Origin of the sequence: Pseudomonas sp. NEEL19, from assembly GCF_028751975.1 — a bacterium.
Classification (GTDB): Bacteria; Pseudomonadota; Gammaproteobacteria; order Pseudomonadales; family Pseudomonadaceae; genus Aquipseudomonas; species Aquipseudomonas juntendi.
Genome location: NZ_CP081491.1, coordinates 2,913,213 through 2,930,469, shown reverse-complemented (window position 1 = coordinate 2,930,469; position 17,257 = coordinate 2,913,213). Strand labels below are relative to the sequence as shown.

Genomic DNA, 17,257 nt, shown 5'->3' with positions numbered 1-17,257 from the left:
AGGAACGCCGCATGATCCCAGGTGAAATCCAGGTCGCCGCTGGCGACATCGAATTGAACAGTGGCCGCGCCACGGTCAGTGTCAGCGTAGCCAACCATGGCGACCGCCCGGTGCAGGTCGGCTCGCATTACCACTTCTACGAAGTCAACGAGGCGCTGGTGTTCGAGCGCGGGCCAACCCTGGGCTTTCGCCTGGATATCCCGGCCGGCACTGCCGTGCGCTTCGAGCCGGGCCAGGCCCGTACCGTGCAACTGGTGGCCTACGCTGGCAAGCGCGAAGTCTACGGCTTTCAGGGCAAGGTGATGGGCGCACTGGAGGGCAGGGCATGAGCCGAATTTCCCGCCAGGCCTATGCCGACATGTTCGGCCCTACCGTGGGTGACCGTGTGCGCTTGGCCGACACGGCGTTGTGGGTCGAAGTAGAGAAGGACTACACCGTTTACGGCGAAGAAGTGAAGTTCGGCGGCGGCAAGGTCATCCGCGATGGCATGGGGCAGGGCCAGATGCTGGCCGCCGAGGCCATGGACCTGGTGTTGACCAACGCGTTGATCATCGACCACTGGGGTATCGTCAAGGCCGATATCGGCATCAAGCACGGGCGTATTGCCGTGATCGGCAAGGCCGGCAACCCCGACGTGCAACCCGGCGTCAACATACCCGTAGGGCCAGGCACCGAAGTGATCGCCGCCGAGGGCAAGATCGTCACTGCCGGGGGGGTCGACTCGCACATCCATTTCATCTGCCCGCAGCAGGTGGACGAGGCGCTCAACAGCGGCGTAACCACCTTCATCGGTGGCGGCACTGGCCCGGCTACCGGAACCAACGCCACCACCTGCACCCCGGGCCCGTGGTACCTGGCGCGCATGCTGCAGGCTGCCGACAGCCTGCCGATCAACATCGGTTTGCTGGGCAAGGGCAACGCCTCGCGCCCTGAAGCGTTGCGCGAGCAGATCGCTGCCGGGGCGGTCGGGCTCAAGCTGCACGAGGACTGGGGCTCGACACCGGCGGCCATCGACTGTTGCCTGGGCGTAGCCGAAGAAATGGATATCCAGGTGGCGATCCATACCGACACACTCAACGAATCGGGCTGTATCGAAGACACGCTGGCGGCGATCGGTGACCGCACCATCCACACCTTCCACACCGAAGGTGCCGGTGGCGGCCATGCCCCCGACATCATCCGTGCGGCCGGGCAGGCCAACGTGCTGCCGTCCTCGACCAACCCGACACTGCCGTACACCATCAACACGGTGGACGAGCACCTGGACATGCTCATGGTCTGCCACCACCTGGACCCAAGCATTGCCGAGGACGTGGCGTTTGCCGAGTCGCGCATCCGCCGTGAGACCATCGCTGCCGAGGACATCCTCCACGACATGGGCGCTTTCGCCATGACCTCGTCCGACTCCCAGGCCATGGGCCGGGTGGGCGAGGTGGTGCTGCGCACCTGGCAGGTGGCGCACCAGATGAAGCTGCGCCGTGGCCCACTGGCACCGGATACCCACTACAGCGACAACTTCAGGGTCAAGCGCTACATCGCCAAATACACCATCAACCCGGCGCTCACCCATGGCATCGGCCACGAGGTGGGCTCGGTCGAAGTCGGCAAGCTGGCAGACCTGGTGCTGTGGTCGCCGGCATTTTTCGCGGTCAAGCCCGCCTTGGTACTGAAGGGCGGCATGATCGTCACCGCGCCCATGGGCGATATCAACGGGTCCATCCCTACGCCCCAGCCGGTGCATTACCGCCCGATGTTCGGCGCGTTGGGCGCAGCCCGCCATGCCACGCGCATGACCTTCCTGCCCAAGGCCGCCATGGACCGTGGCCTGGTCGAGCAATTGAACCTGCGCAGCCTGATCGGCGTGGTGGACGGGTGCCGCCGGGTGCGCAAGCCGGACATGGTCCACAACACCCTGCAACCGCTGATCGAGGTCGACGCGCAAACCTACCAGGTGCGTGCCGATGGCGAGCTGCTGGTCTGCGAACCGGCCAGTGAACTGCCGCTGGCCCAGCGCTATTTCCTGTTCTGAAGGAGCACCGATGATTGTCTTGACCCAGCGGATTACCGAACCCGGCGCACGTGCTGTCACGGGTACCGTCACCCTCGATGTGGACAGCCGCATCAAGAGCCGCCTGCGGGTGACGCTGGACGATGGTCGCGAAGCCGGCCTGATGCTGGAGCGTGGCCACCTGCTGCGTGGCGGCGAGCTGTTGGCCGATGCCGAGGGCATCCAGCTGATCCGCGTGCTGGCAGCGCCCGAGGCGGTGTCCACCGTGCGCTGTGATGACCCGCACCTGCTGGCGCGCGCGGCCTACCACCTGGGCAACCGCCATGTCCCGCTGCAGATCGAGCCCGGCCTGTTGCGCTTCCAGCACGACCATGTGCTGGACGAGATGCTGCGTGGCCTGGGCCTGACTGTCGAGGCCGAGCAGGCCCCGTTCGAGCCCGAAGCGGGTGCCTACCAAAGTGCGCCACACAGCCACAGCCACGCTCACGGCCACGATCACCCGTTCGTGCGCTTGCCTGCCCATTCCTGAACTGCCCTGGAGCAACCGATGAAAAAGACTTTCGCCCTGTTTCTGCTGATGTTGGCCGTGCCGGCTTTCGCCCACCCCGGGCATGACAGCAACCCCTTGCATGACGGCCTTCTGCACCCGCTGACCGGGCTCGACCACCTGCTGATGCTGCTGGGCACCGGCGTACTGGCGGCGCTGACCCGGCGCAACCTGACCTTGCCACTGGCGACCCTGGCCGCGATGTTCGGCGGGGCGGTATGTGGTCATCTGTTCGGGGACGTGCTGGGCATGGAAACGCTGATCGCTGTGTCGCTGCTGGTGGCCGCAGGTGCCGTGCTGCTGCCTGGCCGGCAACAGCTGCTGGCCTTGGCGATGCCGGTGTTCGCGCTGTTCCATGGCTGGGCGCATGGCGTCGAGGCCACGCCAAGCGCGTTCTGGCAGTTCAGCGCCGGCTTTGTCACGGTCAGCGGGCTGTTGCTGGCCGCCGGCTTTGCGGTCGGTTGCCTGCTGCGCCGCCATGCTGGCCTGCAAAAAGCTTTCGGCGGTGGCCTGCTGGCCGGCGCCGCGCTGGTACTGGCCGGCTGATGAACAGCGATCTGGCGTTGCTGCGCCTGCTGCAACTGGCCAGCCCAGGCCTGCCGGTAGGTGGCTTCACCTATTCACAGGGCCTGGAGTGGGCCGTGGAGGCGGGCTGGGTAAGGGATGTGCACGGGTTCACTGCGTGGCAGCGTGAGCAGTTGCACGACACCCTGGTCGGCCTGGACTGGCCGGTGCTCGCCCGCTTGTACCAGGCCTGCCAGGCCGAGGATGCGCAGGCCTTCGCTCATTGGAGCCGCTTTTTGCTGGCCAACCGTGAAACCGCCGAGCTGCGCCTGGAAGAACAGCAGCGCGGGGCGGCCCTGGCACGGCTACTCGACGGCTGGCAACTGGGCCAGGCGCCGGCGTGGCGTACCAGCCTCGAGCTGACCCAGTTGGGCGGCATGGCCTGGTTGGCTGTGCACTGGGCCATCCCCTTGCGCCAACTGGCCCTGGGGCATGGCTTTGCCTGGCTGGAGGGCGCGGTCATGGCCGGCGTCAAGTTGGTGCCGTTCGGCCAGCAGGCGGCCCAGACCCTGCTCCGTGACCTGGCCACCGATTTGCCCGCAGCCATCGACCAGGCCCTGACCCTGGGCGACGACCAGCTCGGGGGTGGCCTGCCGTTGCTGGCCATTGCCTCATCGCGTCACGAAACCCAATACACCCGTTTGTTCCGTTCCTGAGGACTGCCTGCATGCATAGCTATCAACAACCCCTGCGCGTCGGTGTCGGCGGCCCGGTCGGCTCCGGCAAGACCGCACTGCTCGAAGCCCTGTGCAAAGCCATGCGCGATCACTACCAGATTGCCGTGGTCACCAACGACATCTACACCAAGGAAGACCAGCGCATCCTCACCGAAGCCGGCGCGCTGGAGCCGGAGCGCATCGTCGGGGTGGAAACCGGCGGCTGCCCGCACACGGCGATTCGCGAAGACGCCTCCATGAACCTGGCGGCGGTCGAGGCGCTGGCGCGCAAGTTCGGCAACCTCGAAGTCATTTTCGTGGAAAGCGGCGGTGACAACCTCAGCGCCACATTCAGCCCGGAGCTGGCCGACCTGACCATCTACGTGATCGACGTAGCCGAGGGCGAGAAGATTCCGCGCAAGGGTGGCCCGGGCATCACCAAGTCCGACTTCCTGGTGATCAACAAGACCGACCTGGCACCGTATGTGGGGGCTTCGCTGGAGGTGATGGAGCGCGATACCCAGCGCATGCGCCCACAGCGCCCATGGACCTTCAGCAACCTGAAGAAAGGCGAGGGGCTACAGGCAGTGATCGATTTCATTGTCGAACGCGGAATGCTGGGTGTGCGCGGTTAAACCGCCGCGCACACCCGCGTAGGCGGTGCCACGCACCGCAGAGCTGTCGCCTGTTCAGCCAGAATGGGCGATAGGCTCGTCACCCAGTTCCTCGGCTGCCTCTTCATCGCCAGGCAGCGCGGTTATCACGCTGAAGTCGCTGACTTCCACCTGGCCGCCGCCATAACCCAGCAAGTGGAAGGAAAACGCCTTGCGATCGGTCGGGTTGTCGAAGCGGAAGTCCATCTCCAGTGGCTGATCGGTGGTGACTTGCACCTCGGCAGGCAGGCCCAGCGGTACGTCCTGTTCCAGTTGCTTGGCCTTGAGCTGGATATAGGCCACGTGCCTTGGGTCCAGCGAGCGGACCTTGATGCGTACCCGGGTACGCGAGCCCCCTGGCATTTCCAGGTACTGGGCACCGATCAGGTTGTCGGCCCAATCATCCTGAATGCGCTTGCGCAGCCTGATCGGCGCAGGGCCGCCAAACTGGTAGCGCAGGTTCAGCGGCGTCTGCAGCAGCGACTGGTCGAGCACGCCGGCCAGGGCACCGATCTGCTGCCCGAGCAGGTTATCGCCGCTGCCAAGGTAGCGGGCCTGCCCGGCGATGAAGCCCTCACTGGCGTAACGCCGGCACCGTTGTTGAAAATCGCACTCGGTAAACACCCCTTGGCCGTTGTGGTAGCGCAGCATGCCGTTGGTGTAGGCGATCATTTCGCGGCCGGTGTCGTAGTCGCGGTACAGCGAGCGACCGCCCAGGGCCATGGGGATCGGCAGCGAGAAGTAGTCGAGCAGTGAAGCGGCAAGGTCGATGTGGCCATAAGTCCCTTGCTTGAGGCGTGGCAATTGGGCCTGCTCCGGGGCCAGGGTCAGGTTGAAGCCCCAGGAGGACGCCAGGCGCACACCGTCGATGCCATGCGACTCGTCGGAGGTCAGCACCACCAGCGTGTCCTTGAGTACACCCTGGCGTTCGAGGCTGTCGAGGAACGCCGCAACCGCGTCGTCCAGGTAGGCCACTGCCGCCTGTTTCGGCGTGTCGAACCGTTCGAGGTACTCGGCCGGCGCGGAATAGGGCTGGTGGGTACCGACGGTCAGCAACGTAAGCATCCAGGGTTTGTCCTGCTGCTGCAAATGGCCCACGTAGCTCAATGCGCCCTCGAAGAATGCGCGGTCATCCTTGCCCCAGGGGAAGTCCAGGTAGTTCTTGTTGGCAAACCACTCCAGGCCATGCACAGCCTCGAAACCGACATGCGGCATGATGCGGTCCTTGGCCATGAAGCGCAGGCCCGCACCTTGGAGGTAATGGGTGGTGAACCCGGCCTGGCGCAACTGCGCCGGCAGGCAGGCCTGGTTACGTTCGTTCTGGGTCAGCAGCTCAACGCCCTTGGGGGTGCCGTTGGCCAGCTTGTCGTAGTCGCCACACAGCATGGCGTACAGCCCACGAATGGTCTGGTGTGTGTGCAGTACGTAGTCCGGGGTATTCATGCCGCGCTCGGCCCACCTGCTGAGCTTGGGCATGAGCTCTTCGTCGAAGGGGCTGTTCAACGCCTGACGGTTGGGCCGCAGGTAAGCGCCGGGGATGCCTTCCAGGGTGATCACCAGCAAATTGCGCGCACGGCCCGGGCCGTCCAGCAGGCGTTGCCCGTGCAGGTCGGATTGCGTCAGGCCGGTGCTGGGCAGGGGGGTGAAGGGCTTGGAAGTGCCCAGCCACTCATCGGCCTGGCGCTGTACCTGGCCCACCCCGGCAGACAGCAATTGATGGCCCAGGTTGTATTGCCGCCATTGGTCGGCATCGGAAGGGGCCAGTTGCTGGCTGCCCCAGTGGGCGCCGAACAGCACGACCGGGATGGCCCAGGCCTTGCGCGGCAGCGCCAGGCCGCGCTGCGCACGGCCGCGCCAGGCAAGCACCAGCCAGGCCAGCAGGCCGCCACCCATCAGCCAGGGCAGCCAGGCATGGGCCAGGCCGCCGCCGGTGGAGTTTTCCATGAACTGCGGGTCGGCCAGGTAGGCCAGGTCGGCGCTGGTGGGCAAGCGGCCCACCGCGCTGACCAGTTCGGCCGAGGCGACCCACAGGGCCGCCCAGGCCAGCAACACCGGCAGCGCCAGCCACCACGGGCGGCGCTGCAGCAGTAACAGCAGCAGGCTGCCAATGGCGAGGTCTGACAGGTAGCCCAGTGGGTTGGACCAACCCAGCATGGCGCGCGCACCCAGTGGGATCACCAACAGCAGGCCTGCCAGAGCGGCAAACCGGGCCTGTGGGTGGTCGGACAGGTTCTTCACAAAAACTTCCCTTTTGCCATTGAATCGTCATGAAACTGTGCTGAATGATAACAGGCGAGCGGGCGGGAAGGCGGGCGCTACAAGGGTGGTTACCAAAAGCCGGGCCCGTAGTCGCGGGCCTGGCTGATGGCGAGGTTCAGAAGTAGTAGGGGAATTTCAGGCTGAAGGAAAAGTCCGGGGCGTCGTCGGTCAGTCCGATGGACAAGTTGGGCACGATGGTGAGGTTGTTGCTGGCGGCGAAGGTCAGGCCGATGTTGAAGTTGGCGGCGTTGTAGTCACTGTTGGAAATCGACTGCCAGTCACCGCCATCCGGTTTGATCTTGCTCTTGCGGGCAAACTGGTCCGACACCGAGAACGACATGCTCATCTTCTCGTTGAGCGCGAACGCGATGCCCCCGCCGATTTGCCAGGAGTCGCCAAGCTTGACGTCGCCCGGCACCTTGCTGTTGACCTGCGGGCTGATGTCGCTGAACGAGTCCTGCATGTTGTAGGTGTAGGACAGGCTGCCGAACAGCACGGCCGGGTCAAAGGTCTTGACCAGCGAGATGCCTGGGGTGATCGACCACACGCCGTTGCCCGTCGGCAGGCTGTCCGGTACCGCCAGGTTGTTGTTGCCGTCCACCTCGCGCAGCTTGATGCCATAGGGGTCCTTGCCGGTCGGCGCCTTGACCCGCAGGGTGGCCACGGCATCCGGCCAGGTTTCGTCTTCGTCGAGGAACTTGTAGGCCACGCCAACGTTGATATCGCCGATTTCCGGGTCACGCGTGACGGTGGCATCGGAGGTGGCCGCGCCCGAGCCGCCGGCACCGCCGGACGAGTAGGTGGATTCGCGGTACACCACCGGCACGTTGATGTCGAACTGCCAACGTTGCGCCAGGTTGTAGCGCGCGGTCATGTCCAAGGTCCAGTTGTCGGCCTTGATGCGGTCGAGGTTGATGCTGCCCAGGAAAATCGAGTCCAGCGCCAGGAACCCGTTGAGGGTCAGTGCACGGGTGTCGTAGTGGGTATAGGTCAGGCCGGTCTCGAAGCTGAACTTGCCGCCACCGAAGAAGCCGCTGGCCTCGTCATACAGGTTGGACACGCTCTGCGCCGGCTCCGAGTCGGCAGTCAGGGCCTGGCCATAGGAACTGCCGGTGGTGCCAGGGGCGCCGGAAGCTACTGTCTGGCCACCCTTCACGCCTTCGGCAGGCGACTTGACCAGGCGTTTGGGTGGGGCCGCCGCCGGGGCTTCTTCAACCTGGCGCACACGTTGTTCCAGCACCATCAACGCTTGCTGCTGGGCCTCATACCGGCGCTTGAGTTCGGTCAGTTCCTGCTTCAGTGCCTCGACCTGCGGGTCGGCAGCGGCATACAGCAATGTGGCCGGGGCCAGGGTAGTCAGACAAACAAAAGCCTTGAGCGTAAAAGATCGGTGCATGGAGTTGCCGTCCCTTCCAACTACTTTTGATGAGACTGAGCGTAGATCAGTATCCGAAAGTGCGAAGGCCTTTGAGCTGATCGAGGCTGCCATTGAGCGAAGCCGCTGTCGGCACGCTCTCGCGCATGACCACATTGAGGGAGGTGACATTGCTGACCAGGTTGCCGTTGCCCAGCAGCGTGGTGTTCTGCATCAGGCCGCCCTGGGCCAGGCGTTGCATGCTGCTGCCCTGGTTGTTGCTAGCGTTGATGTTCAGCTGCATGCCCACGCCGCTGGCCGAGACACTCAGCGAACCGGCGCCGTTTTCTGCGTTCACGGTCTGGCCTGCGGCCAGCGCCTGGCCCTGCTGTTGCACCACCGGTGCCTGGTTTGCCTTGATGACGTTGATGTCGACGTTGTTGTATGCGCCGTTGTTATCACCGGCGGCGCGCACTACCTGGGTGACGCCCTCGCTGGTGGCCAGCCCGGCACCGCCGGTCACGCTGCCGGTCCCGGGCGCAGCGGCCGCCCCAGCCGCGCTGCCGGTGCCTTTTTCATTGATCGTCGACACGTAAAATTGTGGCTTGATTGTCGACGCTTGCACCTGCAGGCTGCTGCTGGCGCCAATCACGTCGCCTTTGGCATTTTGCCAGGTGCTGCTCATGACGATGCCGAAGCTCACGATGCGCCCGGGCATCACGTAGCGACCACGCAAAGTTGCCAGTTCCTGGTCCTTCAGTTCGATGGGTTTGAACGTTTCTGCATGAACCGGCAGGCTGGCAGCCAGGCAGGCCAATGCCAGCAGGAAGGGGTTGTTCATGGCGGGCTCCCGGGAGCGTCATGCTCCTTATCATTGGACGTATCGTTAGAAGAAGTCGCTTTTGATGAAGCCAAAGTCCAGCAGCTCTGCGTCCTGCACCGGGGTGAAGTTGTTCACTCGACCCTTGGCGGTCAGCGGCAGAGGCGGGTCGAGCAAGACATTGTTCTTGTCATAACCCTGGCCGATCACGGCGAAGATGATGCCGTTCCAGCCCTTGAGGAAGTCGTCTACCTTGTAGCGCCTGTGGCCCAGCACCGGGTCACCGACATACACCCAGCCCTTGTCGACTTTCTGCATGACCACGAAGTGCTTGTAGCCACGCACATCCATCAACACCACCACCGGAATGCGCACGCTGTGCAGGGTATCGGGCGCTACACGGTAGCCGCGGGCACGCATGCCCAGGCTTTCCACGTAGCGCTTCATGTCGAGCATCGAAAAGCCCTGGGTGCGCACCAGGTCCTGGTCGGCGTGGGCCAGCATGCCTTCGATGATCTGGTGTTCGTCCACATCCAGCCAGTAGGCCTGGCGCAGGATGGTCGCCAAGGCAGCAGCACCGCAGCTGAAGTCGGTTTTCTGTTGCACCAGGTCGGCGAACTTGCGCTCGCGCACGCTTTGCAGGGGTTTGAACACCACGGCGCCGCCCGGCAATACCGCCAGCGGCATTTGTGCAGCTTCGCTCACGCTGGCCAGGCACAGCAAAAACGCCAAGGCGATAATGCGCATGATCGGATGCCTTCTTGTTCTGTTGAAGAAAGGCCCCCGAAGGGGGCCTTGATTGCAGCGTTAGAACGAGGTGTTGGAGATGGCCAGCGAGTTGCTCTGCTGGTTGCCTACACCGGCGGCCACGTTCACGCCCAGGTTGCCGCTGCCACCGTTGACCGAACCGCTAAGGGTTGCAGTGTTGGTAACAGGGTTGGCCCAGCCGGTCGGGGTCAGCACTTGGAAGGACACGGTATTGCTCAAGTCGTAAGCACTGCTTTCGCTGTAGCTCTTGGCGACGTCGTTGGAGGACTGATGCGATTGCTCGCCAGACTTGGAGAAGTCAGAGGCGGAAGCATTTTCGTACGAGGAGTCATGAGACTTGGTGTACGAAGAATCACGCGACTTGTCGTAGGAGGACTGGTGCGACTTGTCGTAGTTCGAGTCGAATGCCTTCTCGAAGGACGAGTCATAAGCGCTTTCGTGCGACTTGTCGATCGAGGCGTTCAGCGAGGCGTTCAGCGAACCATCGAAGCTGCTGGTGCGCGAGCGTTCGCGGCGGCCGTCGTCGGTGGTGACCGTGCGGGTCGCGTCGGCTGCTGCAGCCAGGCTGGCGTTCAGGCTGGCACTGCTGGACGAGCTGTTGGAACCGCTGGCCGAACCGTTCATGCCCCAGCTGTTGGAACCGCTGGCGCTGGCACTGTTGGAGCCACTGGCATTGGCGCTGCTCGAACCACTGGAGTTCCAGCCGCTGGAGCCGCTGTTGCTGGCGCTTTGCGAGCCCGCCACGCTGAAGCTCGACGACGCGCTGCGGTCATCGGTCGAGTTGAAGGTGCCGTCACGCGAGCTCGACCCGCTGGCCGAAGTGGTGAAGGTCAGCGTGTCTACCCGGTAGGTGCGGTCGGCGCTGTTGTTCACCGTCAGACCTGGGCCGGACTGGTTGGCGGAGGCGGTCGCCGTGGCGTTGCCCAATGGGGCGCCGGTGTTGGCGATGGCCATGGTGTTTTTCTGCTGGTTGAGGTCGCCACCGGCCACGTTGATGCCGATGTTGCCTTCAGCCCCGCTGGCCGAGCCGCTCATCAGCGCCGACGATTGCGTCGAGTAGTTGTCTACCCGGTTGCTGCGGCTGGTTTGCACCACGTCGGCCGTGGCGTTGGCCATGCCGAACACGAAGCTGTTGTCCAGGCTCGATTCGGAGCCGGCGTTGGCGATGGCTGCAGCGTTGTCCTGCTGGTTGCCGTTACCGGCCGCGACGTTGATGCCGACGTTGCCGCTGGAGCCGGTGCCCGAGTCGCTCATCTCGGCTTCGTTGATGGTGCCTTGGTTGGTGATGCGGTTGTTGGTACTGGTTTGAGTGTCCCAGGCATTGGCGGTTGCATACACCGGGATCTTGGTGGCAGGAGGCGTGTGCTGGCCATTGTTGTTGCCATTATGGTAGTCACCGCGCCGGTCGTTTTGCCCAGCTTGTACAGCAACAGCCATGACCGCAGCAATTGCGAAAACCAGAGGCTTGATTGCCATCGAGGGTTTCATGGTGATTCTCCGTACTCTAGTAGGTTAAGTGTCGTTCTTAACTGAAAGGGTCAGTCCGCGACCCGGATGCTCAAGGTGTTGGCCATGCGGTTTCCCACCCCGGCACTCTGGTTCAACTGGATCACCCCACGGCTACCGGTGAAGGCCTGGTCACTGGTGGTGACCTGGCGATAGCCGGCTGGGATATCCGTTGCTCCGGAGTTGTTGAGCAGCGTCACGTTCTGTTGCATGAGGACGCTGTCGTCGATGCTTTGCGGTTGTGCGCCAATGCTGATGCGCATGGCATTGGCTTGCTGGGTGTTGGCGCCTGCACTCTGGTTCACCCCCAAGGCGCCGCTGCCGTTACTGAAAGCGTTGCCCTGAATGGTCGCGCGGGCGTCCATTCTCGGGTCGGCGGGGGTATTGAGCTGTTGGCGGATCTGGGTACTGGCGTTGGCCTCGGGGCCAACGGCGATGGCGCGGGCATTGGCCTGCTGCTGCTGGTCCCCGGCGGCCTGGTTGACGCTGAGGTTGCCCTGGTAGCGGCTGCCGGAACTGTCGATGTCAGCGTTGTTGATGACCGGAACGGGGGACTGGGCGAAGGCGGGCGCACTGCACACCGCAGCCAGCATCAGCAGCATGTACTTCATCTCACTTGCCCCCGCCGGTCAGGATTTGCAGCGGCGCCAGGCCACGTTGCACGCTGGAGTTGACCATGTTGGCGATACCGTTACCGGAACCACCGGTACCGCGGCCGCCGGCCAGGTTGGGCAACTGGTTCTGGTTGCCGAGGTTGCCGCCCAGGTTGTTGGTCTGCTGGGTGATCATGTTGCTGATGCCAGCGCCGCTGCTGATGGCGGCGAAGTCGCCGTCGCTCAGCTCGTTGGTCTGCTTGAGCACATAGGCAGAGGGGTTGGCGTTGACCGTGGTCGGATTGGGATCGGGCCGCAGGGGGGGAACGGTTGCGTTGCGCACCTGCACGTCGCGGGTGATGGTGATGATCCCCTTGTCGGCCTGCGCCGTCAGGCTCAGTGACCCCAGTACGCAGCCCATCAGCAAGGCGTGATAAAGGTGGTTGGCTGTTTTCCTCACGACGGCACTTCCTTCTTTGAGCGCTGGGCCTGATCAGCGATGCGAAGGACAGAGCAGAAGGTGTGCCGCTTTTTGAATTGGTATGAAAATCAGGCGCTTGGCGATGACAGCTAAGACGCAGGTGGGGTGTGGTGTGTCAGCCGTGAAACAGTTGCACACCGGCATGGCCGGGCGGGCCTGCTGTGGCGTCGCCTGAAGGCAGATTTCGCAGCGGTGTTTCACCCGCTTGACACTCACCCTGCTAGTGGGAGCAGCCGCCTGGTTTCGGGGGTTGTACCGCAGGGGGCTGTGTCAGTGGCTTAACACTCGGCAGGGCAGGCTGGCTTATCGCTATCAAGGAGCCTAGCCACCGCTTCCAGGGCCAACAACTGGCGCTGTGGCCAACTCCCTTCAATTATCTGGTGAGGCTGGCCATGCTGCTGCAACCAGGCCCGGCTGTCTTCGAAAAAGCGTTGCCGGTCGCGCACGTCCGGCTGGCTGCGCTGGCCGTCGGCGACCCATTCCACGCCTTGTGGGCTTAGCAAAAGATGCAGGTCGTAATGCCGGGCGAGCAGGGCCTGTTCCAGCCAGGCCGGGCAGTCGCCGAACAGCGTTTGGCTCCAGAGCATGTTGCTGAGCAGGTGGGTGTCGAGGATCAGCAAGGGGGGCGCCTGCTCGCGGGCCTGGTCTTCCCATGCCAGCTGGCCACGGGCAATGCTGGGGATATCGGCGTAGCAGGTATCGCGGCGCTCCTGCTCGATGAAGTGACGCACGTATTCGGCCACCACCAAACCGCCAAAATGCGCCTGGATCACCCCGCTGAGCCAGCTTTTGCCGCTGGACTCAGGGCCGCACAGCACCAGTACTTTCGTCGCCTGCACCGTGCTCATGGCTGCACCAATGCCGGGTCTCGCCGCCATTCCAGCCAGCCGCGTACGGCTATGAGGGTCAAAACGGCGAACAAGCCTGCTGTGAAATACAGCTGCTGGTGCAGGTACAGGCCGACATACAGGGTGTCGACCACAACCCAGAGGGCCCAGCATTGCAGGCGCTTTTGCGCCATCCACAGTTGTGCCACCAGGCTGAAGCCGGTCAGGGTCGCGTCCAGCCACGGCATGGCGGCGTCGGTCCAGTGGGCCATGGCCGCGCCCAAGGCGGCACTCAGCAGCACCCCGACGGTCAGGCCGGCAAATAGCGCCGGGCCTTGCAAGCGCGAGACCTGGCGGGCGTCTTCCGCGCGGTCGGGGCGTTGCCATTGCCACCAGCCGTACAGTTGCAGGAGGGCGTAGGCCAGTTGCAGCAACATGCCCGAATACAGCTTCACCTCATAGAACAGCCAGCCATAGATCAGCACCATGACCAGGCCGATCGGCCAGCACCAGGCGTTCTGCTTGACCGTGAGCCAGACAGCGATGACGCCGAGGACGGCGGCGATGAGTTCAAGGCCGGACATCGGCGATCCTTGGAGGCTGCGGGGAAGGGGCGCGATTGTAGCTGTTCGGCGGGCGAAGGTGTAGCCGCGCCCGCCGGCAGCCCGTACTACACGCGGAACTGGCGCAGTAACTGCTCCAGTTCTTCGCTCAACTGGCCCAAGGCCACCCCAGCATCGCTGGACTGGCGCGCCGCATCGGCGGTTTGCTGGGACAGCCCGGCAGTGTCCAGTACGTTGCGGTTGATCTCTTCGACCACATGCGCCTGCTGCAGGGTGGCACTGGCAATGGACGCATTCAAGGCGGTGAGGTTGTTCAGCGCCTGATTGATGGCGTCCAGGCTGGCGCCGGCCTCGCGGGCCTGTTCGACGGTCTGGCGCGAGGCCTCGCTGCTGGTGTCGATTGCCCGTACAGCGGCGTCCGACTGGCTTTGCAGGTGCTCGATCATGGTATGGATCTCGGCCGTGGACTGCGCGGTGCGCTGTGCCAGCAGGCGCACCTCGTCAGCGACCACGGCAAAGCCGCGGCCTTGCTCCCCGGCCCGGGCCGCCTCGATGGCGGCGTTCAGCGCCAGCAGGTTGGTTTGCTCGGCAATGGAACGGATCACGTCGAGCACGCCGCCGATGCGCGTGCTGTGCCCGGCCAGGTCGCGGATCACTTGCACAGCCTGGTCGATGGTCAGGGACAGCCGGTCGATCTGCGCCAGGCTGCCGTGGATGGCTTGCTGGCCCTGCGTGACCTGCAGTTGGGCGCTGTGCATTTCCCCGGCAGCCTGTTCGGCCGTCTTGGCCACGTCCTGCACGGCGTAGGTCACTTCGTTCACGGCGGTAGCCACCTGGTCCATCTGCAACGACTGCTGGGCACTGCGCTGCTCGGCGGCCCCGGCATTGTCACCCACGTGCCCGGCCGACTGGGCCAGCGCATGGGCGGCCCCTTGCAATTGGCCGACCACGCCCTGCAGCTTGCCATTGAAGCGGTTGAAGTGTTCACCAAGGCGGGTGATTTCGTCGCGACCATGGGTGTCCAGGCGCCGGGTCAGGTCACTTTCACCACTGGCGATGTTGCCCATGGCCTGCACCGCTTCCTGAAGGGGGCGGGCAATGCTGCGGGCGATCAGCATCACCACCAGCGCCATCAGCAGGGCAATGCCCAGGCCAACCAGCGAGGCATCGCGCAACTGGCGGGCAAATTCGGCCTGCACGTCATCGACGTACACGCCCGACCCGATGATCCAGCCCCATGGCTTGAACAGCTGTATGTAGGAGGTCTTGGCCACCGGCTCGCTCGCCCCGGGCTTGGGCCAGCGGTAGTTGACCGGGCCCGCGTCGTGCTGGCGCGCCAGGGCGACCATCTCATTGAACACGGCAAAGCCGTCGGGGTCGCGGATGGCTGACAGGTCCTGGCCGTCGAGCTTTGGGTTGGTCGGATGCATGATCATCTTCGGCCCCAGGTCGTTGATCCAGAAATAATCGTCGTGGTCGTAGCGCAGCCCCCGGACAACTTGCAGCGCTTGCTGCTGGGCGGCTTCACGGCTGAGCGTGCCGGCTGCCTCCAGCCCTTGGTAATAGGCCAGTACCCCAGCAGCGGTTTGTACCACATGGCGGGTCTTTTCGGCCTTGGCCTGGTACAGGTCGCCGTGGATCTGGCGCAGCATCAGCAGCCCCAGCACCACCAGCATGGCCACCGCCACCACCAGGATCAGCCACAGGCGTTGGCTGATCGACATTGATCTCAAAGTGTTCATCCAGCCGCTCCCCCATTGTTCTTTTTATTCAGCTGCATCCAAGCACGGTTTGCAGCCATGCCCCACTCGACTAATGGCTAAGTGCTATCTTTGTCACAGTCTGCAGAAGGTTGCGTAACGGATTTGCAAAGGTGCTCTGACAGGATTTCGGCCGCGCAAGATGAAACCTTTAGCCGCCGTGAACTTTTCCACTGGCGCTGGTCCCAACAGTCGCTGTAAAAAGCCGGTCCGCGTGCGGCAATCGTCAATAGATCAAGAACAAGGAGCCTGCTGCGAGCAGCGCTCCACCGGGGGAATGATGGATTTTTGGACTGCCTTCCAGGCAATCATCTTGGGCGTAGTAGAGGGGCTGACGGAGTTCCTGCCGATTTCCAGCACCGGCCACCAGATCATCGTCGCCGACGTGATCGGTTTTGGCGGTGAACGGGCCATGGCTTTCAACATCATCATCCAGCTGGCAGCGATCCTGGCTGTGATGTGGGAGTTTCGCAGCAGGATCTGCGAAGTGGTTTTCGGCTTGCGCAGCCAACCCAAGGCACGGCGCTTTACCGGTAACCTGTTGTTGGCATTCCTGCCTGCGGTCGTACTGGGCGTACTGTTCGCCGACCTGATCCACGAGTACCTGTTCAACCCGGTCACCGTGGCGGCAGCGCTGGTGGTGGGTGGGGTGATCATGTTGTGGGCCGAGCGGCGCACGCATCGGGTAGAGGTTGACCATGTCGACGATATGCGTTGGAGCCATGCGCTGAAAATAGGCTTCGTGCAGTGCCTGGCGATGATCCCGGGTACCTCGCGTTCGGGCTCGACCATCATCGGCGGGCTGCTGTTCGGTCTGTCGCGCAAAGCGGCCACCGAGTTCTCGTTCTTTCTCGCCATGCCGACCATGGTCGGCGCGGCCGTGTATTCGGGCTACAAGTACCGCCACCTGTTCCAGCCGGATGACTTGCCGGTCTTCGCCATCGGTTTCGTCACGTCGTTCATTTTCGCCATGATCGCAGTGCGTGCGCTGCTCAAGTTCATTGCCAACCACAGCTATGCCGCGTTTGCCTGGTATCGCATCGTGTTCGGCCTGTTCATCCTGGCGACCTGGCAGTTCGGCTGGGTCAACTGGACCTCGGTTCATGGCTGAGCTGCGGCGTGCCGCGCCGCTGGACGGGGTACGCAACCTGCGCCTGAAACTGCTGGTGCTGGCCGTGCTGTGCGTGCTGCCAGGGCTGGGCGCGGCTCGCATGGCCTGGCTCGACCAGGCCTGGTGGCCATTGGCGCTGTACCCGGCGATGAGCCTGGTCAGCGTCATGCTGTACTGGCAGGACAAACACCAGGCACGTCAGCAGGGCTGGCGCACGCCCGAGAAAGTGCTGCATGCCAGCGAGCTATTGGGTGGCTGGCCGGGTGCGTTGCTGGCGCAGCAGCTGTTCCGGCATAAGACGCGCAAGCTTTCGTACCAGCTGCTGTTCTGGGCGATTGTGCTGTTGCACCAGGTGTTCTGGGCCGACTGGCTGTTTTTCGATGGGCGCTTTCTGCCTTTAGGGTGAAGTGCGGCACCGAAGCGGGGGCAGGCGGTATTACAGCAGCAAACCCACCTGTAACCGCTTCGGTAACCGTCGCACCACCAGCTGGTGCGAACGCTGCAGCAAGTCACGCAATTCGTCCCGGCCCATGGGGTAGGGCGGCGCCATGCTGATCCAGCGTGCCCGTGCCAGGTAAGGCGCAGGTCGCACTCCAGGGCGGTCGCAATAGCCGAGAAACAAATCGTCGGCCACCTTGAACGACAGCCCTGCGCCGGCCAGGTCGAGTACCGCGAACATCTTGTTGCCGGCCACCGAGAACACCCGGATACCGCCCCACTTGTAGTCTTCCTGGGCACCCGGCAGCTCCAGGCAGAATGCCGCTACTTCGGCTTCGCTCATGTTCGC

General features: G+C 63.8%; 19 protein-coding genes. 8 read left to right on the top strand and 11 right to left on the bottom strand.

Annotated features, from left to right (window positions below):
• Positions 1 to 11: 11 nt before the first annotated feature.
• Genes K4A76_RS13030 through ureG form a run of 6 tightly spaced genes read left to right on the top strand, consistent with a single transcriptional unit; the run spans position 12 to position 4,410 of the window.
• Positions 12 to 329, top strand: a complete 318-nt coding sequence (locus K4A76_RS13030; protein ID WP_009685462.1) for an urease subunit beta — start codon at positions 12 to 14, stop codon at positions 327 to 329.
• The gene (ureC, locus tag K4A76_RS13025) at positions 326 to 2,029 is read left to right on the top strand and encodes an urease subunit alpha (RefSeq protein WP_009685461.1); all 1,704 of its coding nucleotides are present in this window, start codon (positions 326 to 328) and stop codon (positions 2,027 to 2,029) included. The genes K4A76_RS13030 and ureC overlap by 4 nt, the downstream gene beginning before the upstream one ends.
• 10 nt (positions 2,030 to 2,039) lie before the next feature.
• Positions 2,040 to 2,537, top strand: coding sequence for an urease accessory protein UreE (gene ureE / locus K4A76_RS13020; RefSeq protein ID WP_274410413.1), 498 nt, complete (start codon positions 2,040 to 2,042; stop codon positions 2,535 to 2,537).
• Between the two features lie 18 nt (positions 2,538 to 2,555).
• The gene (locus K4A76_RS13015) at positions 2,556 to 3,101 is read left to right on the top strand and encodes a HupE/UreJ family protein (RefSeq protein WP_009685459.1); all 546 of its coding nucleotides are present in this window, start codon (positions 2,556 to 2,558) and stop codon (positions 3,099 to 3,101) included.
• Entirely contained in the window at positions 3,101 to 3,775 is a 675-nt protein-coding gene (locus K4A76_RS13010) for an urease accessory protein UreF (RefSeq protein WP_009685458.1), read from the top strand. Before K4A76_RS13015 ends, K4A76_RS13010 begins: the two co-directional genes overlap by 1 nt.
• 11 nt (positions 3,776 to 3,786) lie before the next feature.
• Positions 3,787 to 4,410 (top strand): urease accessory protein UreG, encoded by a 624-nt coding sequence (gene ureG, locus K4A76_RS13005; protein WP_009685457.1) that lies wholly within the window; start codon positions 3,787 to 3,789, stop codon positions 4,408 to 4,410.
• Positions 4,411 to 4,464: 54 nt separating this feature from the next.
• Here ureG and K4A76_RS13000 read toward each other — a convergent pair whose 3' ends face one another.
• The 10 genes from K4A76_RS13000 to mcpP form a co-directional block, all read right to left on the bottom strand.
• The gene (locus K4A76_RS13000; protein ID WP_274410412.1) at positions 4,465 to 6,666 is read right to left on the bottom strand and encodes an LTA synthase family protein; all 2,202 of its coding nucleotides are present in this window, start codon (positions 6,664 to 6,666) and stop codon (positions 4,465 to 4,467) included.
• A gap of 136 nt (positions 6,667 to 6,802) precedes the next feature.
• Positions 6,803 to 8,083 carry a hypothetical protein gene (locus tag K4A76_RS12995; RefSeq protein WP_054912286.1) on the bottom strand — a complete coding sequence of 427 codons (1,281 nt, stop codon included), beginning with the start codon at positions 8,081 to 8,083 and terminating at the stop codon, positions 6,803 to 6,805.
• Between the two features lie 46 nt (positions 8,084 to 8,129).
• Positions 8,130 to 8,882 (bottom strand): hypothetical protein, encoded by a 753-nt coding sequence (locus tag K4A76_RS12990; protein ID WP_274410411.1) that lies wholly within the window; start codon positions 8,880 to 8,882, stop codon positions 8,130 to 8,132.
• A 45-nt stretch (positions 8,883 to 8,927) separates the two neighbouring features.
• A complete protein-coding gene (locus K4A76_RS12985) occupies positions 8,928 to 9,608 on the bottom strand; it encodes a C39 family peptidase (protein WP_009685453.1) in 681 nt (226 codons plus the stop codon).
• A gap of 60 nt (positions 9,609 to 9,668) precedes the next feature.
• Positions 9,669 to 11,117 (bottom strand): heme utilization protein, encoded by a 1,449-nt coding sequence (locus tag K4A76_RS12980; protein ID WP_274410410.1) that lies wholly within the window; start codon positions 11,115 to 11,117, stop codon positions 9,669 to 9,671.
• Positions 11,118 to 11,167: 50 nt separating this feature from the next.
• Positions 11,168 to 11,746 (bottom strand): adhesin, encoded by a 579-nt coding sequence (locus K4A76_RS12975; RefSeq protein WP_110675939.1) that lies wholly within the window; start codon positions 11,744 to 11,746, stop codon positions 11,168 to 11,170.
• A gap of 1 nt (position 11,747) precedes the next feature.
• Positions 11,748 to 12,149 (bottom strand): hypothetical protein, encoded by a 402-nt coding sequence (locus tag K4A76_RS12970; RefSeq protein ID WP_104148483.1) that lies wholly within the window; start codon positions 12,147 to 12,149, stop codon positions 11,748 to 11,750.
• A 338-nt stretch (positions 12,150 to 12,487) separates the two neighbouring features.
• Positions 12,488 to 13,057, bottom strand: a complete 570-nt coding sequence (locus tag K4A76_RS12965; RefSeq protein ID WP_274410409.1) for an AAA family ATPase — start codon at positions 13,055 to 13,057, stop codon at positions 12,488 to 12,490.
• Positions 13,054 to 13,620, bottom strand: a complete 567-nt coding sequence (gene pnuC, locus K4A76_RS12960) for a nicotinamide riboside transporter PnuC (protein ID WP_274410408.1) — start codon at positions 13,618 to 13,620, stop codon at positions 13,054 to 13,056. Before pnuC ends, K4A76_RS12965 begins: the two co-directional genes overlap by 4 nt.
• Before the next feature lie 86 nt (positions 13,621 to 13,706).
• Positions 13,707 to 15,341: a methyl-accepting chemotaxis protein McpP gene (gene mcpP, locus K4A76_RS12955; protein ID WP_054912282.1), complete on the bottom strand. Its 1,635-nt coding sequence runs from the start codon at positions 15,339 to 15,341 to the stop codon at positions 13,707 to 13,709.
• A 298-nt stretch (positions 15,342 to 15,639) separates the two neighbouring features.
• On the opposite strand from mcpP, the gene K4A76_RS12950 reads away from it, so the two are divergent.
• A complete protein-coding gene (locus K4A76_RS12950; RefSeq protein WP_054913654.1) occupies positions 15,640 to 16,470 on the top strand; it encodes an undecaprenyl-diphosphate phosphatase in 831 nt (276 codons plus the stop codon).
• Positions 16,463 to 16,876: a DUF1294 domain-containing protein gene (locus tag K4A76_RS12945; RefSeq protein WP_274410407.1), complete on the top strand. Its 414-nt coding sequence runs from the start codon at positions 16,463 to 16,465 to the stop codon at positions 16,874 to 16,876. The genes K4A76_RS12950 and K4A76_RS12945 overlap by 8 nt, the downstream gene beginning before the upstream one ends.
• A 30-nt stretch (positions 16,877 to 16,906) precedes the next feature.
• Here K4A76_RS12945 and K4A76_RS12940 read toward each other — a convergent pair whose 3' ends face one another.
• Positions 16,907 to 17,251 (bottom strand): MmcQ/YjbR family DNA-binding protein, encoded by a 345-nt coding sequence (locus tag K4A76_RS12940; RefSeq protein WP_009685444.1) that lies wholly within the window; start codon positions 17,249 to 17,251, stop codon positions 16,907 to 16,909.
• Between the last annotated feature and the right edge of the window lie 6 nt (positions 17,252 to 17,257).